Genomic DNA, 25,520 nt, shown 5'->3' with positions numbered 1-25,520 from the left:
GACTAGCCAATGGCTCTATTGCAGATAGCCGAACCCGGAATGGCGCCCAAGCCGCACCAGCGCAAGCTGGCGGTGGGTATCGATCTGGGCACCACCAATTCCCTCGTGGCCGCCGTCCGCAGTGGCGTGGCCGAGACCCTGCCCGATCTGCAGGGCGAGGTGATCCTGCCGTCCGCCGTGCGCTACACCGCCGCTGGCGTGGAAGTGGGGGCGGGCGCCAAGGCCGCTGCCGCCCAGGATCCCTTCAACACTATCCTTTCCGTCAAGCGCCTCATGGGGCGTGGCATCGCCGACGTCAAGCAACTGGGCGAGCAGTTGCCCTATCGCTTCGTCGCCGGTGAATCGGAAATGCCCTTCATCGATACCGCTGCCGGGCGCAAGAGTCCGGTGGAGGTCTCCGCCGACATCCTGCGGGTGCTGCGCGAGCGGGCCGAGGCGACCCTGGGTGGCGAACTGGTCGGTGCGGTCATCACCGTGCCGGCCTATTTCGACGATGCCCAGCGCCAGGCCACCAAGGACGCCGCCCGCTTTGCCGGCCTGAATGTCCTGCGCCTGCTCAACGAGCCTACCGCGGCCGCCGTGGCCTATGGTCTGGACCGGGGCGAGGAGGGCGTGGTCGCCATCTACGACCTGGGCGGCGGTACCTTCGATATCTCCATCCTGCGCCTGACCCGCGGTGTCTTCGAGGTCATGGCCACCGGTGGCGACAGCGCCCTGGGCGGTGACGACTTCGATCACGCCATCGCCAGCTGGATCGTCCAGCAGGCCGGGCTGTCCAGCGATCTGGATCCGGGCACCCAGCGGCGCCTGCTGCAGAGTGCCTGCGCCGCCAAGGAAGCCCTGTCCGCTGCCGAGCGCGTCGAGGTCGGTCATGGCGACTGGTCGGGCGTGCTGGAACGCAGCACCTTCCAGGAACTCATCGCGCCGCTGGTCGCGCGCAGCCTCAAGGCCTGTCGCCGCGCCCTGCGCGATGCGGAAGTGGAACCGGCGGACATCGCCGCCGTGGTCATGGTCGGCGGTTCCACCCGCGTGCCCTATGTCCGTGAAGCCGTGGGCGAGCTGTTCGACTGCACCCCGCTCACCGACATCGATCCGGATCGCGTGGTCGCCATCGGGGCCGCCCTGCAGGCCGATTCCCTGGCCGGCAACCGCGCTGGCGAAGAATTGCTGCTGCTGGACGTCATCCCGCTGTCCCTGGGACTCGAGACCATGGGCGGCCTGATGGAGAAGATCATTCCGCGCAACACCACCATTCCGGTGGCGCGGGGCCAGGACTTCACCACCTATCGCGACGGCCAGACCGCCATGCTGGTGCATGTGCTGCAGGGCGAGCGCGAACTGGTCAAGGACGCCCGCTCCCTGGCCCGTTTCGAATTGCGCGGTTTCCCGCCCATGGTCGCCGGTGCCGCCAAGATCCGCGTCACCTTCCAGGTCGATGCCGACGGCCTGCTCGGCGTCAGCGCCCGCGAGCTGTCCAGTGGCGTGGAAGCCAGTGTCCAGGTCAAGCCGTCCTACGGCCTGACCGATGGCGAGATCGCCAACATGCTGCAGGACTCCTTCCGTCATGCCGGTGACGACATGCAGGCCCGCGCGCTGCGCGAGCAGCAGGTCGAGGCCCGGCGGCTGATCGAGGCGGTCACCGCCGCGCTGGCCGCCGACGGCGAGCGTCTGCTGGACGCCGAGGAGCGTCAGGTGATCGAGCTGGAAATCGGTCAGTTGGCCGAGCTGCTGGACGCCACCGACCTCCAGGCGCTCGAAGACCAGACCAAGCGTCTTTCTCACGTAACCGATGCCTTCGCCGCCCGGCGGATGAACGCCTCGGTCAAGGCGGCCCTGGCGGGTCGTCGTCTCAACGATATCGAGGAGTAGTTCCATCATGCCGCAGATCACCCTGCTGCCCCACGCCGAGCACTGCCCCGAGGGGGCGGTCTTCGAAGCCAGCGAAGGCGAAACCATCATCGCCGCGGCCATGCGCAACGGCATCGACATCGAGCACGCCTGCGAGATGTCCTGTGCCTGCACCACCTGCCACGTGGTCGTCCAGGAAGGCTTCGATTCCCTCGCGCCCTCCGATGAGCTCGAAGACGACATGCTGGACAAGGCCTGGGGTCTGGAGATGCGTTCGCGCCTGTCCTGCCAGGCGGTAGTAGGCAGCGAAGACCTGGTGGTGGAGATTCCACGCTACACCATCAACCAGGTTTCCGAAGGTCACTGAGGACAGCTGTCATGGCACTGAAATGGACCGATGTGCTGGATATCGCCATCGAACTCAACGACACCCATCCCGACGTGGATCCGCGCTACGTGAATTTCGTCAAGTTGCGCAACTGGGTCGTGGAGCTGCCGGAGTTCGACGACGATCCCCAGCGGGGTGGCGAGAAGGTGCTGGAGGCCATCCAGGCCGCCTGGATCGAAGAGTCCGCCTGACGCATCGCCCGTACCGCGCTACGCTTTTCACCGGGACCCGCGTATAATCCGCGGGTTTCGTTTTTGCTCTATTCCCACATTCGGAGTTCACATGTCTGTTCAACGTACCCTGTCGATCATCAAGCCCGATGCCGTAGCCAAGAATGTCGTCGGTGAGATCGTCACCCGCTTCGAGAAGGCTGGCCTGCGCGTCGTCGCTGCCAAGATGGTCCAGCTGTCCGAGCGCGAAGCCGGTGGCTTCTACGCCGAACACAAAGAGCGTCCCTTCTTCAAGGATCTGGTCTCCTTCATGACCTCCGGTCCGGTCGTGGTCCAGGTGCTGGAAGGCGACAACGCCATCGTCAAGAACCGTGAGCTGATGGGCGCCACCGATCCCAAGAAGGCCGACGCCGGTACCATCCGCGCCGACTTCGCCGTCTCCATCGACGAGAACGCCGTCCACGGTTCGGACTCCGAAGCGTCCGCCGCTCGCGAGATCTCCTACTTCTTCGCAGCCACCGAAGTCTGCGAGCGCGTCCGCTAAGGATGAGCGCCGGCCAGGGAAGCGGCCAGCCCGCCTTCCTGGCACCGCCCGCGCCTTGCGCGGGTTTCAAACAGATTTCGTCGAGGTGATCCCATGACCACAGCCACCGATAAGGTCAATCTGCTGGGCCTGACCCAGCCGCAACTCGAGTCGTTCTTCGAGTCCATCGGGGAGAAGCGCTTTCGCGCCGGCCAGGTCATGAAGTGGATCCATCACTTCGGCATCGACGATTTCGACGCCATGAGCAACCTGGGCAAGGCGCTCAAGGAAAAGCTCAAGGCCGCCGCGGAAATCCGTGGCCCCGAGATCGTCAGCGAGGACATCTCCCGCGACGGCACCCGCAAGTGGGTGATCCGCGTCGCCTCCGGCAGCTGCGTCGAGACCGTCTACATCCCGCAGAATGGCCGCGGCACCCTGTGCGTGTCGTCCCAGGCCGGTTGCGCGCTGGACTGCAGCTTCTGCTCCACCGGCAAGCAGGGCTTCAACAGCAACCTCACTGCCGCCGAGGTGATCGGTCAGGTGTGGATCGCCAACAAGTCCTTTGGCAGCGTACCGGCCAAGATCGACCGCGCCATCACCAACGTGGTGATGATGGGCATGGGCGAGCCGCTGCTGAACTTCGACAACGTCGTCGCCGCCATGCGCATCATGATGGACGACCTCGGCTACGGCATCTCCAAGCGCAAGGTCACCCTGTCGACCTCGGGCGTGGTGCCGATGATCGAAGAGCTGGCCAAGCACATCGACGTCTCCCTGGCGCTGTCGCTGCACGCGCCCAACGACGAGTTGCGCAACGAGCTGGTGCCGATCAACCGCAAGTATCCGCTGGCCATGCTGCTCGACGCCTGCCAGAGATACATCCGGCAACTGGGCGAGAAGCGCGTCCTGACCATCGAGTACACCCTGCTCAAGGACGTCAACGACCTGTCCGAGCACGCGCTGCAGATGATCGAGCTGCTGCGCAACGTGCCCTGTAAGATCAACCTGATTCCCTTCAATCCCTTCCCGCACTCCGGGTACGAGCGGCCGAGCAAGAACGCCACCCGCCGGTTCCAGGAGCTGCTGGTGCAGGCCGGTTTCAACGTTACGGTGCGGACCACCCGCGGTGACGACATCGATGCCGCCTGCGGCCAGCTGGTGGGGCAGGTCATGGACCGCACCCGCCGCAGCCAGCGCTATATCGCCGTTCGCCAGCTCGACGGTGCCGAAACCGTAACGCCGCTCCAGGGCTGAGGGCGCGACCATGGCGATCACGCGCTTTGCGGCTGTCGCGCTCGCCCTGCTGGTCGGTGGCCTCGCCGGCTGCGTGACCGAGGGTGATCGCAACCCCATGGATACCCGCCAGGGACGGATGCAGGCCCGTGATGCCTATATCCAGCTCGGCCTCGGCTATGTCCAGCAGGGCAATACCGAACAGGCCAAGGTGCCGCTGAAGAAGGCCCTGGAGCTGGATTCGTCCAGCGCCGACGCCCATGCCGCGCTCGGACTGGTGTTCCAGGCCCAGGGCGAAACCGACCTGGCCGATCAGGAATACCGCCTGGCCCTGCGCGAGCGGCCCCACGATGCCCGCATCCTCAACAACTACGGCAGCTTCCTCTATGAGCAGGGGCGCTACAAGGATGCCTACGAACGCTTTACCCAGGCCGCCGAGGACAGCCTCTATCCGGAGCGCGCCCGGGTGTTCGAGAATCTCGGCCTGACCGCCCTGCGACTCAATCAGGTCGACTTGGGCAAGGAAAATCTGGAAAAATCCCTGCGGCTGGATCGCAATCAGCCCAGGGCCCTGTTCGAATTGGCTCAATTGGCCTACCAGACGCGCGATTACGTGCCGTCCCGGAGCTATTACCAGGCCTTCAGCCAGCTAAGCCCCCAGGATGCCCGCAGCCTGCTGCTCGGGATCCGTCTTGCCGAGGTGTTCAATGATCGCAACACCGCCGCGAGTTACGCCCTGCAGCTGAAGCGCCTCTACCCGAACTCACCTGAATATCGTCAACTTCAGTCGGAGCAGAAATGACCGCAGTGCAATCCGAAGCGGTACACGCCGGACGGGGCAATCCCGGTGAGATCTTGCGTCAGAAGCGGCTGGAGCTTGGCTGGAGCCAGGCCCAGGTCGCCCAGAATCTCAATCTCAGCGAGCGCATCATCGAGCAGCTCGAGTCCGGCAACTATCAGCAGATGCCGGGGCACACCTTTGCCCGCGGCTACACCAAGGCCTATGGCAAGCTGCTCGGCCTGGACCAGATCGAGCTGGTGCGTACCTTCGACGGCTATACCGGCACCGATGCCAAGGGCAGCACCGTGCACAGCCTGGGGCGTCTCGACGAGCCGGTGCGGCTGTCGCGCAATGTCCTGAGATTCGTCAGTTTCATCCTGGTGGTGCTGATCATCGCCATGGGCCTGTTCTGGTGGCAGGAGCGCAGTCGCCAGGCCTCCAGCGCCAGTGCCGTGAGCATGGAGCATGTCGAGGTCGAGGGCGCCGACGGCAAGACCGAGATCCATCCGATCGACGAGCCGGAAGAACAGCCTCCGGCGGCCGCCCAGCATCCGGCGACCACCGTGCCTTCCCCGGTGGGCACGCCGACGCCGGATGCCAATGCCGTCGCCGCCATGACCGCCCCCACCGCCGCGCCCACCCCGGCCCCGGTAACGGGTTCGACTACGCCGACCCCGACGGCGCCCACCGCAGCGGCTCCTGCCGCGCCGGCCAGCGCGGTGCCCGTCGCCGGCAGCGACAGCCTGAACATCCGCTTCACCGCCAGTTGCTGGACGCAGGTCAGCGACGGTACCGGCAAGATCCTCTTCAGCGGCGTGAAGAAGGGCGGCGAGAGCCTCGAATACACCTCGATCAAGGCGCCGGTGAACATCCGTCTCGGCTTCGCCCGCGGTGCCCAGATCTCCTACAACGGCCAGGTCGTCGACCTTGCGCCCTACACCAAGGGCGAGACCGCCCGCATCAAACTCGGTCAGGCCGGACAATGACGTCCGGCGACCCCATGGGAAACCAGCATGCATAGCGAATCGCCCATCAAACGTCGGTTGTCCCGCAAGATCTGGGTCGGCTCGGTACCGGTCGGCGGCGATGCCCCCATCGCCGTGCAGAGCATGACCAACACCGAAACCTGCGACGTCGACGCCACCGTGGCCCAGGTCCAGCGCCTGCAGGACGCCGGTGCCGACATCGTGCGCATCTCGGTGCCCGACATGGACGCCGCCGAAGCCTTCGGTCGCATCAAGCAGCGGGTCAGCCTGCCGCTGGTGGCCGACATCCACTTCGACTACAAGATCGCCCTGCGCGTGGCCGAGCTGGGCGTGGACTGCCTGCGCATCAACCCCGGCAACATCGGTCGCGAAGACCGGGTCAGGGCGGTGGTCGACGCGGCCCGCGAGCGTGGCATCCCGATCCGCATCGGCGTCAACGCCGGTTCGCTGGAGAAGGACCTGCAGAAGAAGTATGGCGAGCCCACCCCGGAAGCCCTGGTGGAATCGGCCATGCGCCACGTCGACCACCTGGAGAAGCTGGACTATCCGGACTTCAAGGTGAGCGTGAAGGCCAGTGACGTCTTCATGGCCGTGGCCGCCTATCGCCAGCTGGCCACCCGCATCGAGCAGCCGCTGCACCTGGGCATCACCGAAGCCGGCGGCCTGCGCTCGGGTACGGTGAAGTCCGCCGTGGGTCTGGGCATGCTCCTGGCCGAAGGCATCGGCGACACCATCCGCATCTCGCTCGCGGCCGATCCGGTCGAGGAGATCAAGGTCGGTTTCGACATCCTGAAATCCCTGCGCCTGCGTTCGCGTGGCATCAACTTCATCGCTTGCCCGAGCTGCTCGCGGCAGAACTTCGATGTGGTCAAGACCATGAACGAGCTGGAAGGGCGCCTGGAGGACCTGCTGGTGCCCCTGGACGTCGCGGTGATCGGCTGCGTGGTCAACGGCCCCGGCGAAGCCAAGGAGGCCCACGTCGGCCTGACCGGGGGTACGCCGAACAACCTGGTGTACATCGACGGCAAGCCGGCCTCCAAGCTGAACAACGACAATCTGGTGGACGAGCTGGAAGGGCTCATCCGCCGCAAGGCGGCCGAAAAGGCCGAAGCGGATGCCGCACTCATCGCGCGCAGCTGAAAGATCAAGGAATAAGGCCCTTTCGTGAGCAAGTCCCTGCAAGCCATCCGTGGCATGAACGATATCCTGCCGGAGCAGACTCCGGCCTGGCGCTACTTGGAACGTACCTTCGCGACGCTGCTCGATGGCTATGGCTACCACGAGATCCGTCTGCCCATCATGGAGTTCACCGAACTCTTCGCCCGCGGCATTGGCGAGGGCACCGACGTGGTCGACAAGGAGATGTACACCTTCCTCGACCGCAACGAGGAGTCCCTGACCCTGAGGCCGGAAGGCACCGCGGGTTGCGTGCGGGCCGTGCTCGAACATGGCATGACCGGCGGTGGCCAGGTGCAGAAGCTCTGGTACGCCGGGCCGATGTTCCGCTACGAGAAGCCGCAGAAGGGTCGCTATCGCCAGTTCCACCAGATCGGCGTGGAGGTGTTCAACCTGCCCGGTCCGGACATCGACGCCGAGCTGATCGTGCTCACCGCGCGCCTCTGGCAGCGCCTGGGCCTGACCGACGCCGTCACCCTGCAGCTCAACAGCCTGGGTTCCAGTGCCGATCGCGTGCGCTATCGCGAAGCCCTGGTGGCCTATCTGCAGGACCGCTTCGAGCAACTCGACGAAGACAGCCAGCGCCGCCTGACCACCAATCCGCTGCGCATCCTCGACAGCAAGAACGCCCAGACCCAGGCGCTGCTGCAGGACGCCCCGACCCTGGCGGATTACCTGGACGACGAATCCCGCGCCCACTTCGATGGCCTCAAGGCCCGCCTGGACGCCGCCGGCATCCGCTACCAGATTAATCCCAAGCTGGTGCGAGGCCTGGACTACTACGGCCGTACCGTCTTCGAGTGGGTCACCGACAAGCTGGGTGCCCAGGGCACCGTCTGCGCCGGTGGCCGCTACGACGGCCTGATCACCCAGTTCGGCGGCAAGCCTACCCCGGGGGTCGGCTTCGCCATGGGCGTCGAGCGCCTGGTGTTGCTGCTGGAAACCCTGGAGCGGCTGCCCGGTGATCTGCAGCGCCCCGCCGATCTCTATCTCTGCGCCTTTGGCGAGGCGGCCGAACTGGCCGGCCTCAAGCTGGCCGAGCAACTGCGCGATGCCCGTCCCGACCTGCGTCTGCTGGTCAACGCCGGCGCCGGCAGCTTCAAGAGCCAGTTCAAGAAGGCCGACAAGAGCGGCGCGCTCTGGGCGATGATCCTGGGTGAGGACGAACTGGCCGCGCAACAGGTGGCGCTCAAGCCGCTGCGTGGCGAGGCGCCCCAGGAAAAGGTCGACTTCGCGGCCCTGGCCGCCCGTCTGGACGAGATTTTGCCCCCGGCCGGTTCCGGTCGCGGGAATTGAGGAGAACGGATTTGAGTTCCATCGACGACGACAATCTGGTGGTCGCCAAGGCCTGGTGGCAGCGTAACGGCAAGCCGCTGTTGGCCGGTGGCGTCATCGCCCTGGTGGCGGTACTCGGCTGGCAGGGCTGGCAGCGTTACCAGAACAACCAGGCGCAAGGCGCCTCGGTGCTCTATCAGCAACTGGTGGAAGCCGCCCTGGCGCCCGGTGGCAAGGTCGACACCGCGCGGGTGACCGATACCTACGGCAAGCTCAAGCAGGATTATTCCGGTACCGCCTACGCCCAGTACGGCAGTTTCTTCGTCGCCAAGGTGGCGGTGGAGAACAATCGCCTGGATGACGCCGCCGCCGAACTCAAGGCCGTGGTGGACAAGCCCCACGACGCCGAACTCGGCGAACTGGCGCGGCAGCGCTTGGCCCGGGTGCTGGCCGCCCAGGGCAAGGCCGAGGAAGGTCTCAAGCTGCTGGATGGCGAGGCGCCCAAGGCCTATGTCGCCAACCGCGAAGAATTGCGTGGCGACCTCTTGGTGGCGCTGAAGAAGCCCACCGAGGCCCGCGCCGCCTATGAAAAAGCCCGCGCCGCGCTGCCCAACGATGCAGCCGAAGGCGTGCTGCAGATGAAACTCGATGATCTCGCCAAAGGAGACGCCTGATGTTGCGCTGGAAGCCTATCGCGGTACTGGGTCTCGCCCTTGCGGTCGTCGGGTGCAGCAGCACCGGCAAGAAGGAATTGCCGCCGGCCGAGCTGAAGGACATCAAGGCCGAAGTCCGGCTGGATGAAGTCTGGAGTCGCTCGGTGGGCGACGGCCAGGGCAAGGAATACAACCGCCTGGTACCGGCCGTGGACGGCCAGACGATCTTTGCCGCCGATGCCGATGGCCGGGTCATGGCGATGAATCGCGAGACCGGCCAGGTGCTGTGGAAGAAGGACCTGGACCTGCCGGTATCCGGCGGCGTCGGGGTTGGTTCCGGCCTGGTACTGGTTGGCACCCTGCGGGGCCAGGTGATCGCCCTCGACAGTGCCAGTGGCGACGAGAAGTGGCGCGCCCAGGCGTCCAGCGAGGTGCTGTCCGCCCCGGTAGTCAACAACGACGTGGTGGTGGTGCAGTCCCAGGACGACAAGCTGCAGGCCTTCGAGCTGGGCAGTGGCACCCGTCGCTGGATCTACGAAGACACCCAGCCGGTGCTGAGTCTGCGCGGTACCGGTGCTCCCCTGGTCACCAACCAGGTGGTCATGGCCGGTTTCGCCAGCGGCAAGGTGGTCGCCCTGGACGTGCAGCGCGGCCTGCCGCTGTGGGAACAGCAGATCGCCGTGCCCAAGGGCCGTTCCGAACTGGAGCGGATCGTCGACGTGGACGGCGGCCTGTCGCTGTCGGGCGACACCCTCTATGTGGTCAGCTACAACGGCCGCGTGGCGGCGCTCAATCCGGCCAACGGCCAGATCCTCTGGCAGCGGGATGCCTCCAGCTACGACGGCGTGGCCGAAGGCTTCGGCAACGTCTACCTGAGCCTGGACAACGGTACCGTGGAAGCCGTCGAGGAATCCTCGACCTCCGCGCTCTGGACCAATGCCGACCTAGCCCGTCGCCAGCTCACCGGCCCGGTGGTCTGGTCGAGCAACGTGGTGGTGGGCGACTACGCCGGCTACATCCACCTGCTGAGCCAGGTCGATGGGCGTTTCGTCGGTCGCACCAAGGTCGACGGTGACGGCGTCCGGGTACGGCCACTGGTCGTCGGCGACATGCTCTATGTTTACGGCAATGGCGGTAAACTCGTCGCCTATCGTCTGCGCTAGAAACTATTATCCTCAACCGATGGCCGCTACCGTGAAGTTCGGTAGCGGCCATCGTGTTTTCTGCTCTGGGAGAGCCGCATGGTTCCCGTAATTGCCCTGGTGGGGCGGCCGAACGTCGGCAAATCCACGCTTTTCAACCGCCTGACCAAGACCCGGGACGCCATCGTCGCCGACTTTGCCGGCCTGACCCGCGATCGCAAGTACGGCGAAGCCAAGTGGCAGGGACGCACCTACATCGTGGTCGATACCGGCGGTATCTCCGGTGACGAGGAAGGCATCGACCTGAAGATGGCCGAGCAGTCGCTGCAGGCCATCGAAGAATCCGATGCGGTGCTGTTCCTGGTGGACTCCCGCGAAGGCATGACCGTCGCCGATCAGATGATCGCCGAGCACCTGCGCAAGCGAAACAAGCGCACCTTCTTGGTGGCCAACAAGGTCGATACCGTCGACCCGGATATCGCCCGGGCGGAATTCAGCCCGCTGGCCATTGGCGACGCCTATCCCATCGCGGCGGCCCATGGGCGCGGCGTGAACAACCTGCTGGAAGACGCCCTGGGCGTCTTTCCCAAGGATGAGGTCGAGGTCGAGGAGCTCACCGAGGAGCAGGTGCGGGCGGCCGCGGAAGAGGGCGGTGACGTCTTCCGTCGCGTGCAGGGCATCGACGAGACCACCGGCATCAAGATCGCCGTGATCGGCCGGCCCAACGTCGGCAAGTCGACCCTGGTCAACCGCATGCTCGGCGAAGAGCGGGTGATCGTCTATGACCAGGCCGGCACCACGCGCGACAGCATCTACATCCCCTTCGAGCGCAACGAAGAACGCTATACCCTGATCGACACCGCCGGCGTGCGCCGCCGCGGCAAGGTCTTCGAGGCGGTCGAGAAGTTCTCGGTGGTCAAGACGCTGCAGGCGATCCAGGACGCCAACGTGGTGATCTTCGTCATGGACGCCCGCGAAGGCGTGGTCGAGCACGACCTCAACCTGCTCGGCTTCGTGCTGGAAACCGGTCGCGCCCTGGTGATCGCTCTCAACAAGTGGGACGGCATGGAGTCCGGCGAGCGCGACTACGTCAAGACCGAACTGGAACGCCGCCTGCTGTTCGTCGACTTCGCCGACATCCACTTCATCTCGGCGCTGCATGGCACCGGCGTGGGTCACCTGTACAAGTCGGTGCAGCAGTCCTTCGCCTCGGCCACCACCCGCTGGCCGACCAGCCGCCTCACCCAGATCCTCGAGGACGCGGTGCAGGAGCACCAGCCGCCGATGGTCAGCGGTCGCCGCATCAAGTTGCGCTATGCCCACCTGGGCGGCGCCAACCCTCCGCTGATCGTCATTCACGGCAACCAGACGGATGCGGTGCCCAAGTCCTATACCCGCTATCTGGAAAAGACCTATCGCCGGGTGCTCAAGCTGGTGGGTACACCGATCCGCATCGAGTACCGCGGTGGCGAGAACCCCTTCGAGGGCAAGAAGAACACCCTCACCGAGCGCCAGGTCAACAAGAAGCGCCGGTTGATGAGCCACCACAAGAAGGCCGAGAAGAAGCGCAAGGACAAGCGCCGGTAAGCCGGTCGGGCGTTGTGCAGGGAAGGGGGCTAATAGCCCCCTTTTTCTTTGGTAGAGGGTTGGGGCGAAGGTGCCCCTCGCGTACCGAACTGCACCCTTTCCCCCTGGAAGGGGGTTGGTGAGGGCGTCCCCGCGGATTCATCAGTGGAAAAGGCTGCGCCGTTTTCCACGCTACGTGAGCAGTCTTATCGCGGCCATGGCGGTTCGCCGATGCGGCCGATCCTACAGCAGTTCGAACCCGGTAGGAGTGGCCCAGGGCCGCGATCAGCTTTGGGTCGAGCGTCTAGCTGGGCGCACGAACCGAACCGCTCCCTTTCCAAGCTCCCTCTCTTGCCCTCGCGGGGAAAAAATCGCAGGCTGCTGGTCTTATCAGCCAGACCCGTGCCCGCGCGATGATCCAGAGCAAGCTTCCCGACCTCGCCGTCACCATCTTTACCCGCATGTCCCAGCTCGCCGCCCAGACCGGTGCGCTGAATCTGTCCCAGGGCTTTCCCGATTTCGACGGCCCGGCCGAGCTGCTCGCGGCGGTCGGTCGCCATGTCGCGGCCGGTCACAACCAGTACGCGCCCATGACCGGACTGCCGGCGCTGCGCCAGCAGGTGGCGGCCAAGGTCGCCCGCTTCTATGGCCGGGAGGTGGATGCCGAGGCCGAGGTCACCATCGTGCCCGGGGCTACCCAGGGGCTGTTCTGCGCCCTGCAGACGCTGGTGCGACCAGGCGACGAGGTGATCGTCTTCGATCCCTGCTACGACAGCTACGAACCCTCGGTGCAACTGGCCGGCGGGCGCTGCGTGCACGTACCCCTGGCGCTGCCGGGCTTCGGTATCGACTGGACGGCGCTGGAAGCGGCCCTGGGTCCGCGCACCCGCGCCATCGTGCTCAATACCCCGCACAATCCCAGCGGGGCCCTGGTCAGCGCGGCCGAACTGGATCGCCTGGCCGACCTGATTCGTGGTCGTGATCTCTACCTGGTCAGCGACGAGGTCTACGAGCACCTGGTCTACGACGGCGAGCGCCATGCCAGCGTCATCGCCCACGACGAACTCTATGCCCGCGCCTTCGTGGTCAGCTCCTTCGGCAAGACCTATCACGTCACCGGCTGGAAAACCGGCTATGTGGTGGCGCCGCCGGCGCTGTCGGCCGAGTTGCGCAAGGTGCACCAGTACGTGAGCTTCTGCGGGGTGACGCCGATCCAGGCCGCCTTGGCCGACTTCATGGCCGCCCATCCCGAACACCTTGGCGAGCTGCCGGCCTTCTACCAGGCCAAGCGCGATCTCTTCTGCGATCTGCTGGGCAACTCGCGCTTCGGCTTCCAGCGGGCCGCCGGCACCTATTTCCAGGTGGTCGACTATTCCGCCATCCGCCCGGATCTGGACGACGTGGCCATGGCCGAATGGCTGACGCGCGAGCATGGCGTCGCCGCCATTCCGCTCTCGGTGTTCTACCAGACACCGCCCGCGGACCTGCGCCTGGTGCGCTTCTGCTTTGCCAAGCGCGAAGACACCCTGCGTCAGGCAGCGGAGCGGCTATGCGCGATCTGACCCTCAACCAGGACCTGCGCCTGGCACTGGTGCAGAGTGAACTGGCCTGGCACGATCCGGCCGCCAATCGCGCGCATTTCGAGCGTCTGCTGACGTCAGTGGGCGACACCGACCTGGTCATCCTGCCGGAGATGTTCACCACCGGCTTTTCCATGGATTCGGCGACCCTGGCCGAGCCCGCGGAGGGGCCAACAGCGGCCTGGATGAGCGAACAGGCGCAGCGTCTCGGCGCGGTGGTCACCGGCAGCCTGATCGTGAGGGACGCGGATGGCCAGCACCGCAATCGCCTGTTGTGGGCGACGCCTGATGGCGATCTGCAGCACTATGACAAGCGCCACCTGTTTCGCATGGCCGGCGAGCACGAGCACTATGCCCCGGGCGAGCAGCGGCTGCGGGTGACACTCAAGGGTTGGCGGATCCGCCCGCTGATCTGCTACGACCTGAGATTCCCGGTGTGGAGTCGCGCCCAGGACGATACCGACCTGCTGCTCTATGTGGCCAACTGGCCGGCGCCGCGGCGCGGGCACTGGAACCGCCTGCTGCCGGCGCGGGCCATCGAGAATCTCTGCTATGTCGCCGCGGTGAACCGCCTCGGCAGCGACGGCAATGGCCATCCCTATGCCGGTGATAGCCAGGTGCTGGACTTCCAGGGTGAACCCCTGGTCGAGGCCGGCGCAGTAGCCGGCATCTTCCACACGACGCTCTCGGCGACGGCCCTCACAGCTTATCGCCAGCGCTTTCCGGCGCAGCACGATGCCGACGCCTTCCGCCTGGACTGATCAGGCCCAGAAGGGCGCTGGCTGGGCGGCGTGCTGATGGATCAGGGCGACGGCCTGGTCCACGTCCGCCGCGGTGGTGTAGCGACCCAGACTGAATCTGTAGCTGCGTGCGGCCTGTTCGGCGGTGAGGCCCAGACCCAGCAGCACATGGGAGGGCGCCGCCTTGGCCGAACTGCAGGCCGAGGTGGTCGAGAAGGCCAGCTGGCGTTGCAAAGACAGGGTATCCAGCGGCGTGGCGAAGGTCAGATTCGTGGTGTGGGGAATGCGCTGACGGGCACAGCCATTGAGCTGCATGCCGGGCAGAGTCCGGACCCCGGCCAGGAACCGTTCGCGCAACTGGCCGAGTCGCTCGTTCTCCCGCGCCATCGCCTGGCCGGCGAGGGCGAAGGCGGTCCCCATGCCGACGATCTGGTGGGTGGCCAGGGTGCCCGAGCGCAGCCCGCGCTCGTGGCCGCCGCCATGGATTTGCGCCTGCAGGGCGCCCTCGGCACGCGGACCCACATAGAGGGCGCCGATGCCCTTGGGCCCATAGGTCTTGTGCGCGGAAAAGGACATCAGATCGACTTCCAGGCCGGTCAGGTCGATGGCGACCTTGCCGGTGGCCTGGGCGGCGTCCACGTGGAAGAGGGCGCCACGGGCGCGCACCAGCCGGCCGATGGCGTCGATGTCGGTCAGGGTGCCCAGCTCGTTGTTCACCACCATCAGCGAGACTAGGCAGGTGTCCGCCCGCCAGGCCTGCTCGACGGCGGCCGGAGTGATGAGACCTGCCGCGTCCGGCGTCAGGTAGGTGACGGCGAAACCCTCCGCTTCCAGTTGGGCCGCGGTATCGAGCACCGCCCGGTGTTCCAGGCAACTGGTGATTAGGTGGCCGCGCCCGCGACGCCGGGCCACGCCGAGCAGGGCAAGATTGTTGGACTCGGTGGCGCCGGAGGTCCAGACCAGTTGCTCGGGCCGGGCACCGACCAGCTCGGCCACCTGCTGGCGAGCGGTGTCCACGGCGCGCTGGGCGTCGTTGCCGAAGGCATGGCCGCGGGAGGCGGGATTGCCGAAGACGCCCTGGCGCCCCAGGCAACCCAGCATGGCTTCGATGACGACATCGTCGACAGGAGTGGTGGCGGCGTAATCGAAATACAGGGGGTAAGCGTCCATGGCGGCCTCGCGCGTTTGAATGGAACTAGGCTAACGCTCGCGCTCGTGAAGAAATTTGCTTTTTTATCGTCTATTGGCGTTTTCGAGAGAATAGAATTCTCTCGAATAGCTTTTATGGGGAAATCCATTTCATGGATCGCTTCGATCGCGCCATCCTCGAGATCTTGCAGCAGGACAGTACCCGACCGGTGGCCGATATCGCTGAGCGTATCGGCCTGGGCACCACCGCCTGTTGGCGGCGAATCCAGAAGCTGGAGGAGCAGGGGGTCATCCGCGCCCGGGTGGCGCTGCTCGATCCCCGGCAGCTCAACGTGGGGGTGACGGTCTTCGTCTCGGTGCGCACCAACCAGCATGCCATGGACTGGCTGCAGCGCTTCCACGAGGCGGTGGCGGCCATTCCGGAAGTGGTCGAGCTCTATCGCATGGCCGGCGACACCGACTACCTGATGCGCATCGTGGTCCCGGACATCGCCGCCTATGACGGGGTCTACAAACGGTTGATCCAGGTGCCGGGGCTGCTGGACGTCAGCTCCAGCTTCGCCATGGAGCAGATCAAGTACAGCACGGCCTTGCCGCTGGATTATGTGCGATGAGGGGGTTGGTCTATCGCGACCATAGGCCGCTCCTACGGCTAAATCGGAGCGCGTAGGAGCGGCCCATGGTCGCGATTGGATCCTATGATCGCTGCCAGACCGTAGGTTGGGCAGAGACGGCTTCATCGTCGAAGCCCAACACCGGCGGCGCCTTGAGACAGGACCTGTTGGGCCTCGCTACGCTCAGCCCAACCTACGGCGGCCGGTCATGACCGCGATGAAAGAGGTCGGGTGGCGCCAAGGCTCAGCGATAGGCGCTGACCTGATCCAGCAGGGTGATGTCATCGGCCGGCAACTGCAGCCGGGTCGCCGCGATCAGGTCGTCGAGTTGCGCCTGGGAGGTGGCGCTGGCGATCGGCGCGGTGACGCTGGGGCGGGCGATCAGCCAGGCCAGGGCGACCTGGGCCGGGGTAGCGTCGTGCTTTTCGGCGATCTCGTCGAGGCCGGCCAGGATGGCCACGCCGCGTTCGTCCAGGTAGCGCTTGACCATCTCCGCGCGCGAACCCTGCAGATCGTCCTTGGTGCGGTACTTGCCGGTCAGGAAGCCGCTGGCCAGGGAGAAATAGCTGATCACGCCCAGGCCGAGTTCCTCTACCACGGGTTCCAGGTCGGTCTCGTAATCCTGGCGTGCATGCAGGTTGTAGTGGGGCTGCAGGCTCTGGTACGCCGGCACGCCCAGGCGTTCGGCGATCCTGGCCGCTTCGCGCAGGCGCTGGCCGCCATAGTTGGAGGCGCCGATCACCCGCACCTTGCCTTGCTCCACCAGCCGGGCGAAGGCGCCCAGGGTTTCCTCCAGCGGGGTATCCTCGTCATCGCAATGCGCCTGATAGAGATCGATGCGATCGGTCTGCAGGCGCTTGAGCGAAGCTTCCACCGCCTGCTGCACATAGCTGGCCTTGAGGCCCTTGCGGCCTTCGCCCATGTCCATGCCCAGCTTGGTGGCCAGGATCACCTGGTCGCGCTTGCCGCTGCGGGCGAACCATTTGCCCAGCAGGGTCTCGGATTCGCCACCGCTGTTGCCGGGTGCCCAGCGCGCATAGACGTCGGCGGTGTCGATGAAGGTCAGGCCTGCCTCGATCAGGGCGTCCAGCATGCGAAAGGACTGGGCTTCGTCCAGCGTCCAGCCGAAGACGTTGCCACCGAAGCAGAGTGGCGGCACCTGGAGGTCTGAGTGGCCAAGGGTACGTGTGTGCATGGAATCCTCATCCGGTTGGGGGAGTCATGCAGGTTACGACCGATGGCCGCGGCTCAAGGTTCGAGGCGTGACGACCCCGGCCACTCCCGCAGGGGGAGGGGTTTGCCGAGGGCATAGCCCTGGGCGTAGTCCACGCCGATGGTGCCGAGCAATTCGAAGGTGGCCTGGGATTCGACGAATTCGGCGATGGTCTCGGCGCCCAGGTGGTGGGCGACCTGGTTGATGGACTCGACGATGGCGCGATCCAGCGGATCCTGGTCGAGGGTGCGGATGAAGCTGCCGTCGATCTTCACGTAGTCGACGCGGAAGTGCTTGAGGTAGGCGAAGGAGCTGAGGCCGGCGCCGAAGTCGTCCAGGGCGATGCGGCAGCCGCGTTCGCGGACCTGGCTGATGAGCGCGGAGGCCACCGAGAGCTTGTTGATCACCGCGGTCTCGGTCAGCTCGAAGAGCAGGCGCTGCGGATCCAGTGGCGAGGCGGCGATCAGCTCCAGCAATTCGGGCAAGAAATCGGGATCGCTCAGGCTGTTGCCCGAGAGATTGATGCCCACGTGCAGCTCGGGTCGTTCCTGCAGCCAGGGCACCAGCTCGACCAGCACCTGGCGCACCACCCAGCGGTCGATGCTGCTCATCAGGCCGAAGCGCTCGGCAGCCGGGATGAAGGTGGCCGGCGAGATCAGCTGGCCCTGGACATCGCGCAGGCGCAGCAGCAGCTCGACGTGCTGCGCGGTGCTGCCGGTGGCACGCGTGGGGACGATGACTTGGGCGTGCAATTCGAAGCGGTGCTGTTCCAGGGCTTCGCGCAGGCCGCTGGCCATGAGGATCTCGCGGTGCTGGCGTTCCACGTCCTCGCTGCCGGCGCGATAGAGCGCCGCGCGATTGCGCCCCGCGTGCTTGGCGGTGTAGCAGGCCACGTCGGCCTGGCTCATCAATTCGGCCGGGCTGCGGGTCTCGGCGGTGATGGCGACGATGCCGGCACTGGCGCCGACGTCGTAGATCCGGTCCTGCCAGTTGAAGCGTACGGCACCTATGCTGGCGATGAGCTTTTCGGCGACGGCCTCGGCCTGTACCAGGTCGCAGTCGCGCAGCAGCAGGGCGAATTCGTCGCCGCCGATGCGCGCCACGGCGTCCGAGCCGCGCAGGGAATCGCGCAGCAGGGTGCCCAGTTCGCGCAGCAGCAGGTCGCCGGCGGCATGGCCGGCGGAGTCGTTGACCACCTTGAAGCGGTCCAGGTCGATGAAGCACAGCGCATGCTGGGTGGTGCCGGCCTGGGCCTGCTGCCAGGCGGCGTCCAGCTCCTGCTCGAACTTCAGGCGGTTGTAGAGACCGGTGAGGGCGTCGTGGGAGGCGTTGTAGCTCAGCTCGCGCTGCAGGTTGCGGGCATGGGTGACGTTCTGGAACACCAGTACCGCGCCGATGATGTGGCCATCCACCGTGCGTACCGGCGCGGCGGAGTCCTGCACCTCGTGTCTTTCACCCTGGCGGCTGAGCAGCACCGCGCCTTCGTCCAGTGAGGTGATGGTCTGCTCGCGCAGGCAACGGGTCACCGGACTGGGCAGGACCTCGTCGCTCTGGCTGTCGTGGATGCGGAACACCTCTTCGTGGCGGCGTCCCTGGGCATCCGCCAGCGACCAGCCGGTGAGCTGCTCGGCGACCGGATTGAGAAAGAGGATGCGGCCGTCCATGTCGGTGGTCAGCACGGCGTCGGCGATGGAAGCCAGGGTGACCTGCAGCCGTTCCTTTTCTTCGTAGAGCGCCGTGGTCAGCTGGTGATGCTCGGTGACGTCGCGGTTGCTGCCGACCAGGCGCACATGGCCGTCGGCCTCGACCACCGAGATCAGCTCGGAACGGATATGGCGGACCTCGCCGCCGGAACCGCCACGGTTGATGCGGAACTCGAAGGTGTAGAACATCGACTCGCTGACGACCTTCTCGAACACCTCCAGCGAGCGCGCCTTGTCGTCCGGGTGGATGAAGGTGAGCCAGAAGTCCATGTCCCGGTTGAGATTGTCGGGGGCGATGCCATAGAGATCGCGCAGCCGTGCATCGGCATTGAAGCCCGGACTGCGGGTGTCCCATTCCCAGATCCCCACGTTGCTGGCACGGATGGCCAGTTGCAGCCGCTCGCGCAGCCGGGCGTTGGTCGCCTCTGCGCGGCGCTGGGCGTCGATGTCGCGGGCCTGCAGCAGATAGCCGGTGAGCAGATCGCCGTCGTCATGGTCGGGCGACAGTGCCAGTTGCATCCACAACCCCTGGCCGTCGCGATGCAGCAGACGGCGGGTCTGTTCGCCTTCCTCGATCGTCAGGGGCTCTTCGGCATCGGCGATCAACTCCTCGAGCAAGCGGCCGTCGAGGCTGTGGCGCGGATAGCCGAGCATGGCCTCCAGGGCCACGTTCACCTGGCTCAGGCGGCCCTCCACCGACAGCAGCGCCATGCCATAGGGCGCGGCGCTCAGGGCATGGCGAAAACGCGCCTCGTTGCGCGCCAGGCGCTGGTTGTGGTGGCGGCTTTGCTGCACGGCGGCGGCCAACAGCAGCGGTGGAATCTGCATCAGGGCCACGGGAATGTAGGTCAGGGCTTCCTGCACCAGGGAGGCGCCGCGGACGCCAAGCAGATAACCGTGGGCCACCAGGTAGGTGAAGATCAGGATGTTCAGGCCGCCCACCACCGCGGTACCCGCGGCGCTGAGCCTCAGGGTCATCAGCAGCAGCAGGGTGGAGACGTAGACGAAGGGATAGGGCACGTAGGCCAGCAGGGCGAGCACCAGCACGGGGCTGATCAGCAGCAAGACGACGAATTCGCGGGCGCCCTGGCGGCTGAACTGCTGCCACTGCAGCGGGCGGCGGAGAAAGGCCAGGGGCATCACCACCAGCAGGCCGAGGGCATCGCCGAGGTACCAGTGCAGGGCCACTCGCAACAACTCCGGATTGCCCTGCTGGGTGGCGATCAGGGTCCCCAGCGCGGTACCGGCCAGGGGCGTCACCAGCACCCCGTAGAACAGCAGTCGTCCCATGGCCGCGACATTGCGTTCGGGATGGAGGATGCGATCGTGCAGCAGCCAGGCGCCGAACAGGATCTCGGCCAGATTGGGCAGGGAGTAGAGCGCGCCGATGGCCGGCTGGCCACTGAAGGGCAGCTCGGCCAGGGCGCCGGCCAGCCAGATCGCCAGCAGTTGCAGCGGCCAGCGGCGGGGCGCCGAGCGCAGCAGCCAGGCGATCGCCAGGCCATTGGGCAGCCAGAGGGTGGCCACGGTGGTGGACGCCTGGCGGGTGAAGAGGATGCACAGGACCGAGCTGATCAGGAACAGCAGTGCCAGCGCGGTGGCGTCACGCAGTGGAGAGGTGTTTCGCGACAGAGTGAAGGTCATTGCCTATCCAGACACGCTGCTCGGCCGGCAGGTGCCGGGCAGACGAGACGATCCCGAGGAAGCGGGGAGTATCTCCGCTGGTTGGCCATAAAAAAAGGGAATACCGGTCGGTATTCCCTTGGGCTTGACCAACGTCAGCGTCAGGCGGCCTTGGCCTGGGCCTGGGTGACCGCGCGGTTCAGGGCGCTGAGCAAGGCACGGAAGCTGGCCGTGGTGATGTTCTCGTCGATGCCGATGCCATGCAGCGGACGCTGGCCTTCCAGGCGGACCTCGATGTAGGAGGCGGCCTTGGCGTTGGCGCCGGCGCCGATGGAGTGCTCATGGTAGTCCATGATCTCCACCGCCTGGGGCAGGCTGGCGACCAGGGCTTCCAGCGGCCCCTTGGCCGTGCCGTGCCAGTGCTCGGTACGACCGTCGACGGCGACCTTGATGTCGACGGTGGAGGTGCCGTCCTCCTCGCGCAGCTTGTGGCTGACCAGGGCGTAGGGAGTCTTGGCCTGCAGGTATTCCTGTTCCAGCAGCGCATGGATCTGCGCCGCGCTCATCTCCAGGCCCAGGCGGTCGGTCTCGCGCTGCACCACCTGGCTGAACTCGATCTGCATGCGGCGCGGCAGGCTGATGCCGTATTCCTGCTCCAGCAGGAAGGCGATGCCGCCTTTGCCCGACTGGCTGTTGACGCGGATGACCGCCTCGTAGTCGCGGCCGATGTCGGCCGGGTCGATGGGCAGGTAGGGGACTTCCCAGAGGGCGTCCGGCTTCTGCTGGGCGAAGCCCTTGCGGATGGCGTCCTGGTGGGAGCCGGAGAAGGCGGTATGGACCAGGTCGCCGACATAGGGATGACGCGGGTGCACCGGCAACTGGTTGCACTCCTCGACGGTCTTGCGCACGGCGTCGATGTCGGAGAAGTCCAGCTCGGGATCGACGCCCTGGGTGTAGAGGTTGAGCGCCAGGGTCACCAGGCAGACGTTGCCGGTGCGCTCGCCGTTGCCGAACAGGCAGCCTTCGACACGATCGGCGCCGGCCATCACTGCCAGTTCCGAGGCAGCCACGCCGGTGCCGCGGTCGTTATGGGTGTGGACGCTGATCAGCACGCTGTCGCGGCGGTTGATGTGGCGACCGAACCATTCGATCTGGTCGGCGTAGTTGTTGGGCGTGGCGCACTCGATGGTGGCCGGCAGGTTGAGGATCAGCTTGTTGGCCGGGGTCGGTGCGAACACCGCGATCACCGCGTTGCACACCTCGACGGCGAAGTCGGTCTCGGTGGAGCTGAACACCTCGGGGGAATACTCGAAGCCCCACCGGGTCTCCGGCCGCTCGGCGGCCAGGCGCACGATGGTCTGGCCGGCGGCCACGGCGATGGCCTTGACGCCGGCCTTGTCCTGGCCGAAGACGATGCGGCGGAAGCTCGGCGCACAGGCGTTGTAGTAGTGGACGATGGCGCGCTTGGCGCCCTTGAGCGATTCGAAGGTGCGCTCGATGAGGTCGTCACGGGCCTGGGTCAGCACCTGGATGGTGACGTCGTCGGGGATATGACCGCCCTCGATCAGCTCGCGGACGAAGTCGAAGTCGGTCTGGGAGGCGGAGGGGAAGCCCACCTCGATCTCCTTCAGGCCCACGGCGACCAGGCACTTGAAGAAGGCCATCTTCTTCTCGGCGTCCATCGGCTCGATCAGCGACTGGTTGCCGTCGCGCAGGTCGGTGGACAGCCAGATCGGCGCCTTGTCGATGACCTTGTCCGGCCAGGTGCGGTCGGGCAGGGCGACGGGCGTGAAGGGACGGTACTTCTGCGAGGGATCTTTGAGCATGGTCATGGCGATTCTTTCCTTGGGCGGGGTCGGGACTTACGAAGCGAGCGCGGTCGAGCTTCGCAGTCGTGGACTGACCAGTCGCAGGCAGCGGTGCTGCCGGAGGAGGATGAGGGTATGGGCGTTGTGCATGGCGCTAACGTTAGTCCGCTCGGGGCAGGTCTCGCAATGTTCTTTTTGAAATTGGCAGAAATGTGTGCCTGGAAAGTTTTAGTGAGCATTTATTGCTCAATAGGGCTAGTTATTGGTGATTTCTAAATGAGTGGGCTGGTGTTTTTTATGTAACCCGAGATCGCCAGGGTGATCCCTGCCGCCAGGCCGGGGTCAATGCTGGACGATTCCCGGCAACCGAATGGAAGGAAGGCGTCCATGAAGACTCTGGCGTTGATAGGGCTGATGGCCACACTGGGCGGCGGCGTGACGGCGGCAGCCCAGGCTGCCGACAATCCTCTGGAGGCGGGAACGCTGGAAGACGCGCCCGCTGGTCCTGGTCGCGCCGACGGCGAACGATCCCCAGGTGGCGAAGCTCCGCGAGGAGCTGGCGCAGCCGGCCAATCGCGAAGCCTTCGTCGAGCGCGAGATGGTGCTCTATACGGTGGTGGGGGAGGCGGGTAGTCGCAACGACGAGCCGCTGCGGCCGGAGCAGACCCGGGCGCTGCTCAAGGCGCTGGACGCCCGTACCGGCCAGCCGGCGACGCTCTATTTGGTGGGCAAGGATGGCGGCGTCAAGGTGCGGGAGCAGCAGGGATGGTCGCTCAAGGCGCTGTTCGGCACGGTCGACCGGATGCCGATGCGGCGGTAGGGCAGGACCCTCACCCCAGCCCTCTCCCAGGGGGAGAGGGGGTACTCCGAGACCAGCCGGACGCGTGTAGGGTGGACAACGGCGCAGCCTTGTCCCCGTGGGAGCGCCGAGCCACCGGAAACATTGCGGGCTTAGTGCCTGAGCTGATCGCGGCCATGGGCCGCTCCTACAGGCTCCGATGTGACCGTAGGAGCGGCCGCATCGGCGGACCGCCATGGCCGCGATAAGTAAGGTGGCGTGCCGTCAGTGGAAAACGCTGGCGCGGTTTTCCACGCTACGGGGCTGGGGTTTTCCCTCACCCCAGCCCTCTCCCCGGGGGAGAGGGGGTTCTCCGAGGCCATCCGGACGCCGTGTAGGGTGGACAACGGCGCAGCCTTGTCCACGCGGGTAAGGTGCTGTGCCGTCAGTGGAAAACGCTGCGCGGTTTTCCACGCTACGGGCTGGGGTTTTCCCTCATTCCAGCCTTTCCAGGGGGAGAAAGGTACAGGCACGGTAGGTTGGTTTGAGCGTCTAGCAAAGCCCAACAAGCCCAGCCCTCAGGCGTAGACGTAGGGCCCACCCTGCTCCAGCGCCCGTTGATAAGCCGGACGGGCATGGATGCGCTCGAGGAAGTCCACCAGCTTGGGACGCTTGCCGTCGTCCAGGCCGGCGCGGCTGGCGGCGGCTTCCAGGGGGAAGCTGAGCTGGATGTCGGCCGCGGTGAAGCTATCGCCGACGAACCAGCCGCTGGCGCCCAGCTGGCTTTCCAGGTAGTCCAGGTGCAGGTCGAGCTGGGGCTGGATGAAGCTCGCGGTGGCCTTGGCGGCGATGCCCTTGGCGATGGGCCTGGCGAAGAAGGGCATGGGCGAGGTGGCGATGCGGTCGAACACCAGCTTGAGCAGCAGCGGCGTCATGGCCGAGCCTTCGGCGTAGTGCAGCCAGTAGGTGTAGCGCACGAACTCCGGGCTGTCTTGGGCGGGCAGCAGCTGCGGCCCGTAGCGCCGCGCCAGGTAGTCGACGATGGCGCCGGATTCGGCCAGGGTCAGGTCGCCGTCGACGATTACCGGCGACTTGCCCAGCGGATGCACCTTGCGCAACTCCGGCGGGGCGAACAGGCCGCCCGCCGCTCGCTCGTAGCGCTGTACCCGATACTCGATGCCCAGCTCTTCGAGCAGCCAGAGCACCCGCTGGGAGCGGGAGTTGTTCAGGTGGTGGACGACGATCATGGTCTTTCCTTAGGCCTGGGCGGGCGATCAGGGCGCCGGGGTGCCCGGTTCGCCGAGGGAGGTCATGGCCTCGGTCGGCTCCAGCCGCTTGCGGAAGTCGCGTCCGCTCGGGTGCTGGAACACATGCAGGCCGAATTCCGGGAGGATCGAGAGCAGGTGGTCGAAGATGTCCCCCTGGATGCCTTCATATTGCGCCCACACCGTGGTGTTGGTGAAGCAGTAGATCTCCACCGGCAGGCCCTCGCCGGAGAGTGGCATCTGGCGGACCAGCAGGGTCATGCCCTGGTGCACCCCGGGGTGGGCGCGCAGGTAGCGTTCCACATAGGCGCGGAAGGTCCCCAGGTTGGTGACCCGGCGGGTATTGACCGGTTCCTGGCCACGCTTTTCCAGCTTGCGATTCCAGTCCGCCAGTTCCTGCTCCTTGGCGGTGAGGTAGTCGTCCAGCAGGTTGAACCGATGCAGGTGCTCGCGCTCGGCGTCGCTAAGGAAGTGCACGCTGTTCTGGTCGATGTTGAGCGCCCGCTTGATGCGGCGGCCACCGGCTTCCTGCATGCCGCGGTAGTTGCGGAAGGAGTCGGTGATGAATCTCTTGGTCGGGATGGTGGTGATGGTCTTGTCGAAGTTCTGCACCTTGACCGTGTGCAGGGCGATGTCGATGACGTCGCCATCGGCGTTGAGCTGGGGCATCTCGATCCAGTCGCCGACGCGAATGATGTCGTTGCTGGAGATCTGCACGCTGGCCACCAGGGACAGCAGGGTGTCCTGGAAGATCAGCAGCAGTACCGCGGCCATGGCGCCGAGGCCGGAGAGCAGGATCAGCGGCGAACGGTCGATCAGGGTGGCGATCATCAGGATGACCGCGATGGCGTAGATGACGATCTTGCTGACCTGGACATAGCCCTTGATCGGCTTGAGCCGCGCCGACGGTCGCCGCGAATAGAGCACGTTGACCACGTTCAGGGCGCTGCCCAGGGCCAGGGCGATGGTCAGCACGATGAAGGCGCTGCAGACGTTCTGCACCACGGTGACCAGGGCCTCGGGACGCCCGGGCACCAGTTCGATGCCGATCGAGAGCACCAGGGCCGGGACTATGTTGGCCAGCCGCCCGATGACGCGATGGTGGTTGAGTTCCTGATCCTGACCGAAGGAGGTGCTGCGCAGCAGGCGATAGAAGCCGCGCACCAGGATGCGCTTGACGATCCAGTTGAGAACCCAGGCCGCCAGCAGCAGGCCGAGGCAGGCGACCAGGGTGAGCAGTTGCGGGTGTTTTTCCAGGTCGTCGATCAGGTTGGTCAGGGCCGTGGGCATAGGGGGTCTCTTGGCG

Annotated in this window: 22 protein-coding genes; 16 read left to right on the top strand and 6 right to left on the bottom strand. The window is 65.9% G+C overall.

Annotation, left to right across the window (positions count from 1 at the left end; translation table 11 throughout):
* The first annotated feature begins 9 nt into the window (after nucleotides 1–9).
* The 14 genes from hscA (at nucleotide 10) to QE393_RS13780 (ending at nucleotide 14,082) form a co-directional block, all read left to right on the top strand.
* Nucleotides 10–1,869: a Fe-S protein assembly chaperone HscA gene (hscA, locus tag QE393_RS13845; protein ID WP_187980096.1), complete on the top strand. Its 1,860-nt coding sequence runs from the start codon at nucleotides 10–12 to the stop codon at nucleotides 1,867–1,869.
* Nucleotides 1,870–1,876: 7 nt separating this feature from the next.
* Nucleotides 1,877–2,215, top strand: a complete 339-nt coding sequence (gene fdx, locus QE393_RS13840; RefSeq protein ID WP_133862768.1) for an ISC system 2Fe-2S type ferredoxin — start codon at nucleotides 1,877–1,879, stop codon at nucleotides 2,213–2,215.
* Between the two features lie 11 nt (nucleotides 2,216–2,226).
* The gene (gene iscX, locus QE393_RS13835) at nucleotides 2,227–2,427 is read left to right on the top strand and encodes a Fe-S cluster assembly protein IscX (RefSeq protein WP_133862767.1); all 201 of its coding nucleotides are present in this window, start codon (nucleotides 2,227–2,229) and stop codon (nucleotides 2,425–2,427) included.
* A gap of 91 nt (nucleotides 2,428–2,518) precedes the next feature.
* A complete protein-coding gene (ndk, locus tag QE393_RS13830) occupies nucleotides 2,519–2,950 on the top strand; it encodes a nucleoside-diphosphate kinase (protein ID WP_187980095.1) in 432 nt (143 codons plus the stop codon).
* 93 nt (nucleotides 2,951–3,043) lie between these two features.
* Nucleotides 3,044–4,183: a 23S rRNA (adenine(2503)-C(2))-methyltransferase RlmN gene (rlmN, locus tag QE393_RS13825; protein ID WP_310044097.1), complete on the top strand. Its 1,140-nt coding sequence runs from the start codon at nucleotides 3,044–3,046 to the stop codon at nucleotides 4,181–4,183.
* A gap of 10 nt (nucleotides 4,184–4,193) precedes the next feature.
* Nucleotides 4,194–4,964: a type IV pilus biogenesis/stability protein PilW gene (gene pilW / locus QE393_RS13820; RefSeq protein WP_133862764.1), complete on the top strand. Its 771-nt coding sequence runs from the start codon at nucleotides 4,194–4,196 to the stop codon at nucleotides 4,962–4,964.
* Nucleotides 4,961–5,929 (top strand): helix-turn-helix domain-containing protein, encoded by a 969-nt coding sequence (locus QE393_RS13815; protein WP_310044094.1) that lies wholly within the window; start codon nucleotides 4,961–4,963, stop codon nucleotides 5,927–5,929. The genes pilW and QE393_RS13815 overlap by 4 nt, the downstream gene beginning before the upstream one ends.
* A 27-nt stretch (nucleotides 5,930–5,956) precedes the next feature.
* Entirely contained in the window at nucleotides 5,957–7,069 is a 1,113-nt protein-coding gene (ispG, locus tag QE393_RS13810) for a flavodoxin-dependent (E)-4-hydroxy-3-methylbut-2-enyl-diphosphate synthase (RefSeq protein WP_231354549.1), read from the top strand.
* A 24-nt stretch (nucleotides 7,070–7,093) separates the two neighbouring features.
* Nucleotides 7,094–8,401, top strand: coding sequence for a histidine--tRNA ligase (gene hisS / locus QE393_RS13805; RefSeq protein WP_273807939.1), 1,308 nt, complete (start codon nucleotides 7,094–7,096; stop codon nucleotides 8,399–8,401).
* Nucleotides 8,402–8,412: 11 nt separating this feature from the next.
* The gene (locus QE393_RS13800) at nucleotides 8,413–9,054 is read left to right on the top strand and encodes a tetratricopeptide repeat protein (protein WP_310044092.1); all 642 of its coding nucleotides are present in this window, start codon (nucleotides 8,413–8,415) and stop codon (nucleotides 9,052–9,054) included.
* Entirely contained in the window at nucleotides 9,054–10,196 is a 1,143-nt protein-coding gene (gene bamB, locus QE393_RS13795) for an outer membrane protein assembly factor BamB (RefSeq protein WP_183628681.1), read from the top strand. The genes QE393_RS13800 and bamB overlap by 1 nt, the downstream gene beginning before the upstream one ends.
* A gap of 78 nt (nucleotides 10,197–10,274) precedes the next feature.
* The gene (der, locus tag QE393_RS13790; RefSeq protein WP_158892845.1) at nucleotides 10,275–11,762 is read left to right on the top strand and encodes a ribosome biogenesis GTPase Der; all 1,488 of its coding nucleotides are present in this window, start codon (nucleotides 10,275–10,277) and stop codon (nucleotides 11,760–11,762) included.
* A gap of 392 nt (nucleotides 11,763–12,154) precedes the next feature.
* Nucleotides 12,155–13,303 (top strand): pyridoxal phosphate-dependent aminotransferase, encoded by a 1,149-nt coding sequence (locus QE393_RS13785; RefSeq protein ID WP_273807937.1) that lies wholly within the window; start codon nucleotides 12,155–12,157, stop codon nucleotides 13,301–13,303.
* Complete coding sequence (locus QE393_RS13780) at nucleotides 13,291–14,082, top strand: amidohydrolase (RefSeq protein ID WP_273807936.1); 792 nt, start codon at nucleotides 13,291–13,293, stop codon at nucleotides 14,080–14,082. Before QE393_RS13785 ends, QE393_RS13780 begins: the two co-directional genes overlap by 13 nt.
* Here the strand turns inward: QE393_RS13780 and QE393_RS13775 are convergent, their stop codons facing one another.
* Nucleotides 14,083–15,231 carry an aminotransferase class V-fold PLP-dependent enzyme gene (locus QE393_RS13775; RefSeq protein WP_310044090.1) on the bottom strand — a complete coding sequence of 383 codons (1,149 nt, stop codon included), beginning with the start codon at nucleotides 15,229–15,231 and terminating at the stop codon, nucleotides 14,083–14,085.
* Between the two features lie 131 nt (nucleotides 15,232–15,362).
* On the opposite strand from QE393_RS13775, the gene QE393_RS13770 reads away from it, so the two are divergent.
* Nucleotides 15,363–15,824: an Lrp/AsnC family transcriptional regulator gene (locus QE393_RS13770; RefSeq protein WP_133862755.1), complete on the top strand. Its 462-nt coding sequence runs from the start codon at nucleotides 15,363–15,365 to the stop codon at nucleotides 15,822–15,824.
* Between the two features lie 244 nt (nucleotides 15,825–16,068).
* On the opposite strand, the gene QE393_RS13765 is transcribed toward QE393_RS13770, so the two are convergent.
* The 3 genes from QE393_RS13765 to leuA form a co-directional block, all read right to left on the bottom strand.
* Nucleotides 16,069–17,019: an aldo/keto reductase gene (locus QE393_RS13765; protein WP_310044088.1), complete on the bottom strand. Its 951-nt coding sequence runs from the start codon at nucleotides 17,017–17,019 to the stop codon at nucleotides 16,069–16,071.
* A gap of 53 nt (nucleotides 17,020–17,072) precedes the next feature.
* Complete coding sequence (locus QE393_RS13760) at nucleotides 17,073–20,384, bottom strand: EAL domain-containing protein (protein ID WP_310044085.1); 3,312 nt, start codon at nucleotides 20,382–20,384, stop codon at nucleotides 17,073–17,075.
* Nucleotides 20,385–20,524: 140 nt separating this feature from the next.
* Nucleotides 20,525–22,195, bottom strand: a complete 1,671-nt coding sequence (leuA, locus tag QE393_RS13755; protein ID WP_310044084.1) for a 2-isopropylmalate synthase — start codon at nucleotides 22,193–22,195, stop codon at nucleotides 20,525–20,527.
* 511 nt (nucleotides 22,196–22,706) lie between these two features.
* Between leuA and QE393_RS13750 the strand changes: the two genes are divergently transcribed.
* Nucleotides 22,707–22,991 carry a DUF4174 domain-containing protein gene (locus QE393_RS13750; RefSeq protein ID WP_310044083.1) on the top strand — a complete coding sequence of 95 codons (285 nt, stop codon included), beginning with the start codon at nucleotides 22,707–22,709 and terminating at the stop codon, nucleotides 22,989–22,991.
* 536 nt (nucleotides 22,992–23,527) lie between these two features.
* On the opposite strand, the gene QE393_RS13745 is transcribed toward QE393_RS13750, so the two are convergent.
* Together QE393_RS13745 and QE393_RS13740 are read right to left on the bottom strand one after the other, a co-directional pair.
* Nucleotides 23,528–24,196 carry a glutathione S-transferase gene (locus tag QE393_RS13745; RefSeq protein ID WP_310044081.1) on the bottom strand — a complete coding sequence of 223 codons (669 nt, stop codon included), beginning with the start codon at nucleotides 24,194–24,196 and terminating at the stop codon, nucleotides 23,528–23,530.
* Between the two features lie 27 nt (nucleotides 24,197–24,223).
* Nucleotides 24,224–25,504, bottom strand: coding sequence for a mechanosensitive ion channel family protein (locus QE393_RS13740; protein ID WP_183628696.1), 1,281 nt, complete (start codon nucleotides 25,502–25,504; stop codon nucleotides 24,224–24,226).
* Nucleotides 25,505–25,520: the final 16 nt, after the last annotated feature.

This window comes from Pseudomonas sp. SORGH_AS_0211, from assembly GCF_031453455.1.
In the GTDB taxonomy this organism is placed as follows: Bacteria; Pseudomonadota; Gammaproteobacteria; order Pseudomonadales; family Pseudomonadaceae; genus Chryseomonas; species Chryseomonas aestiva.
The sequence above is the reverse complement of the archived record's forward strand: the minus strand, read 5'-3'. Positions and strand labels throughout refer to the sequence as shown.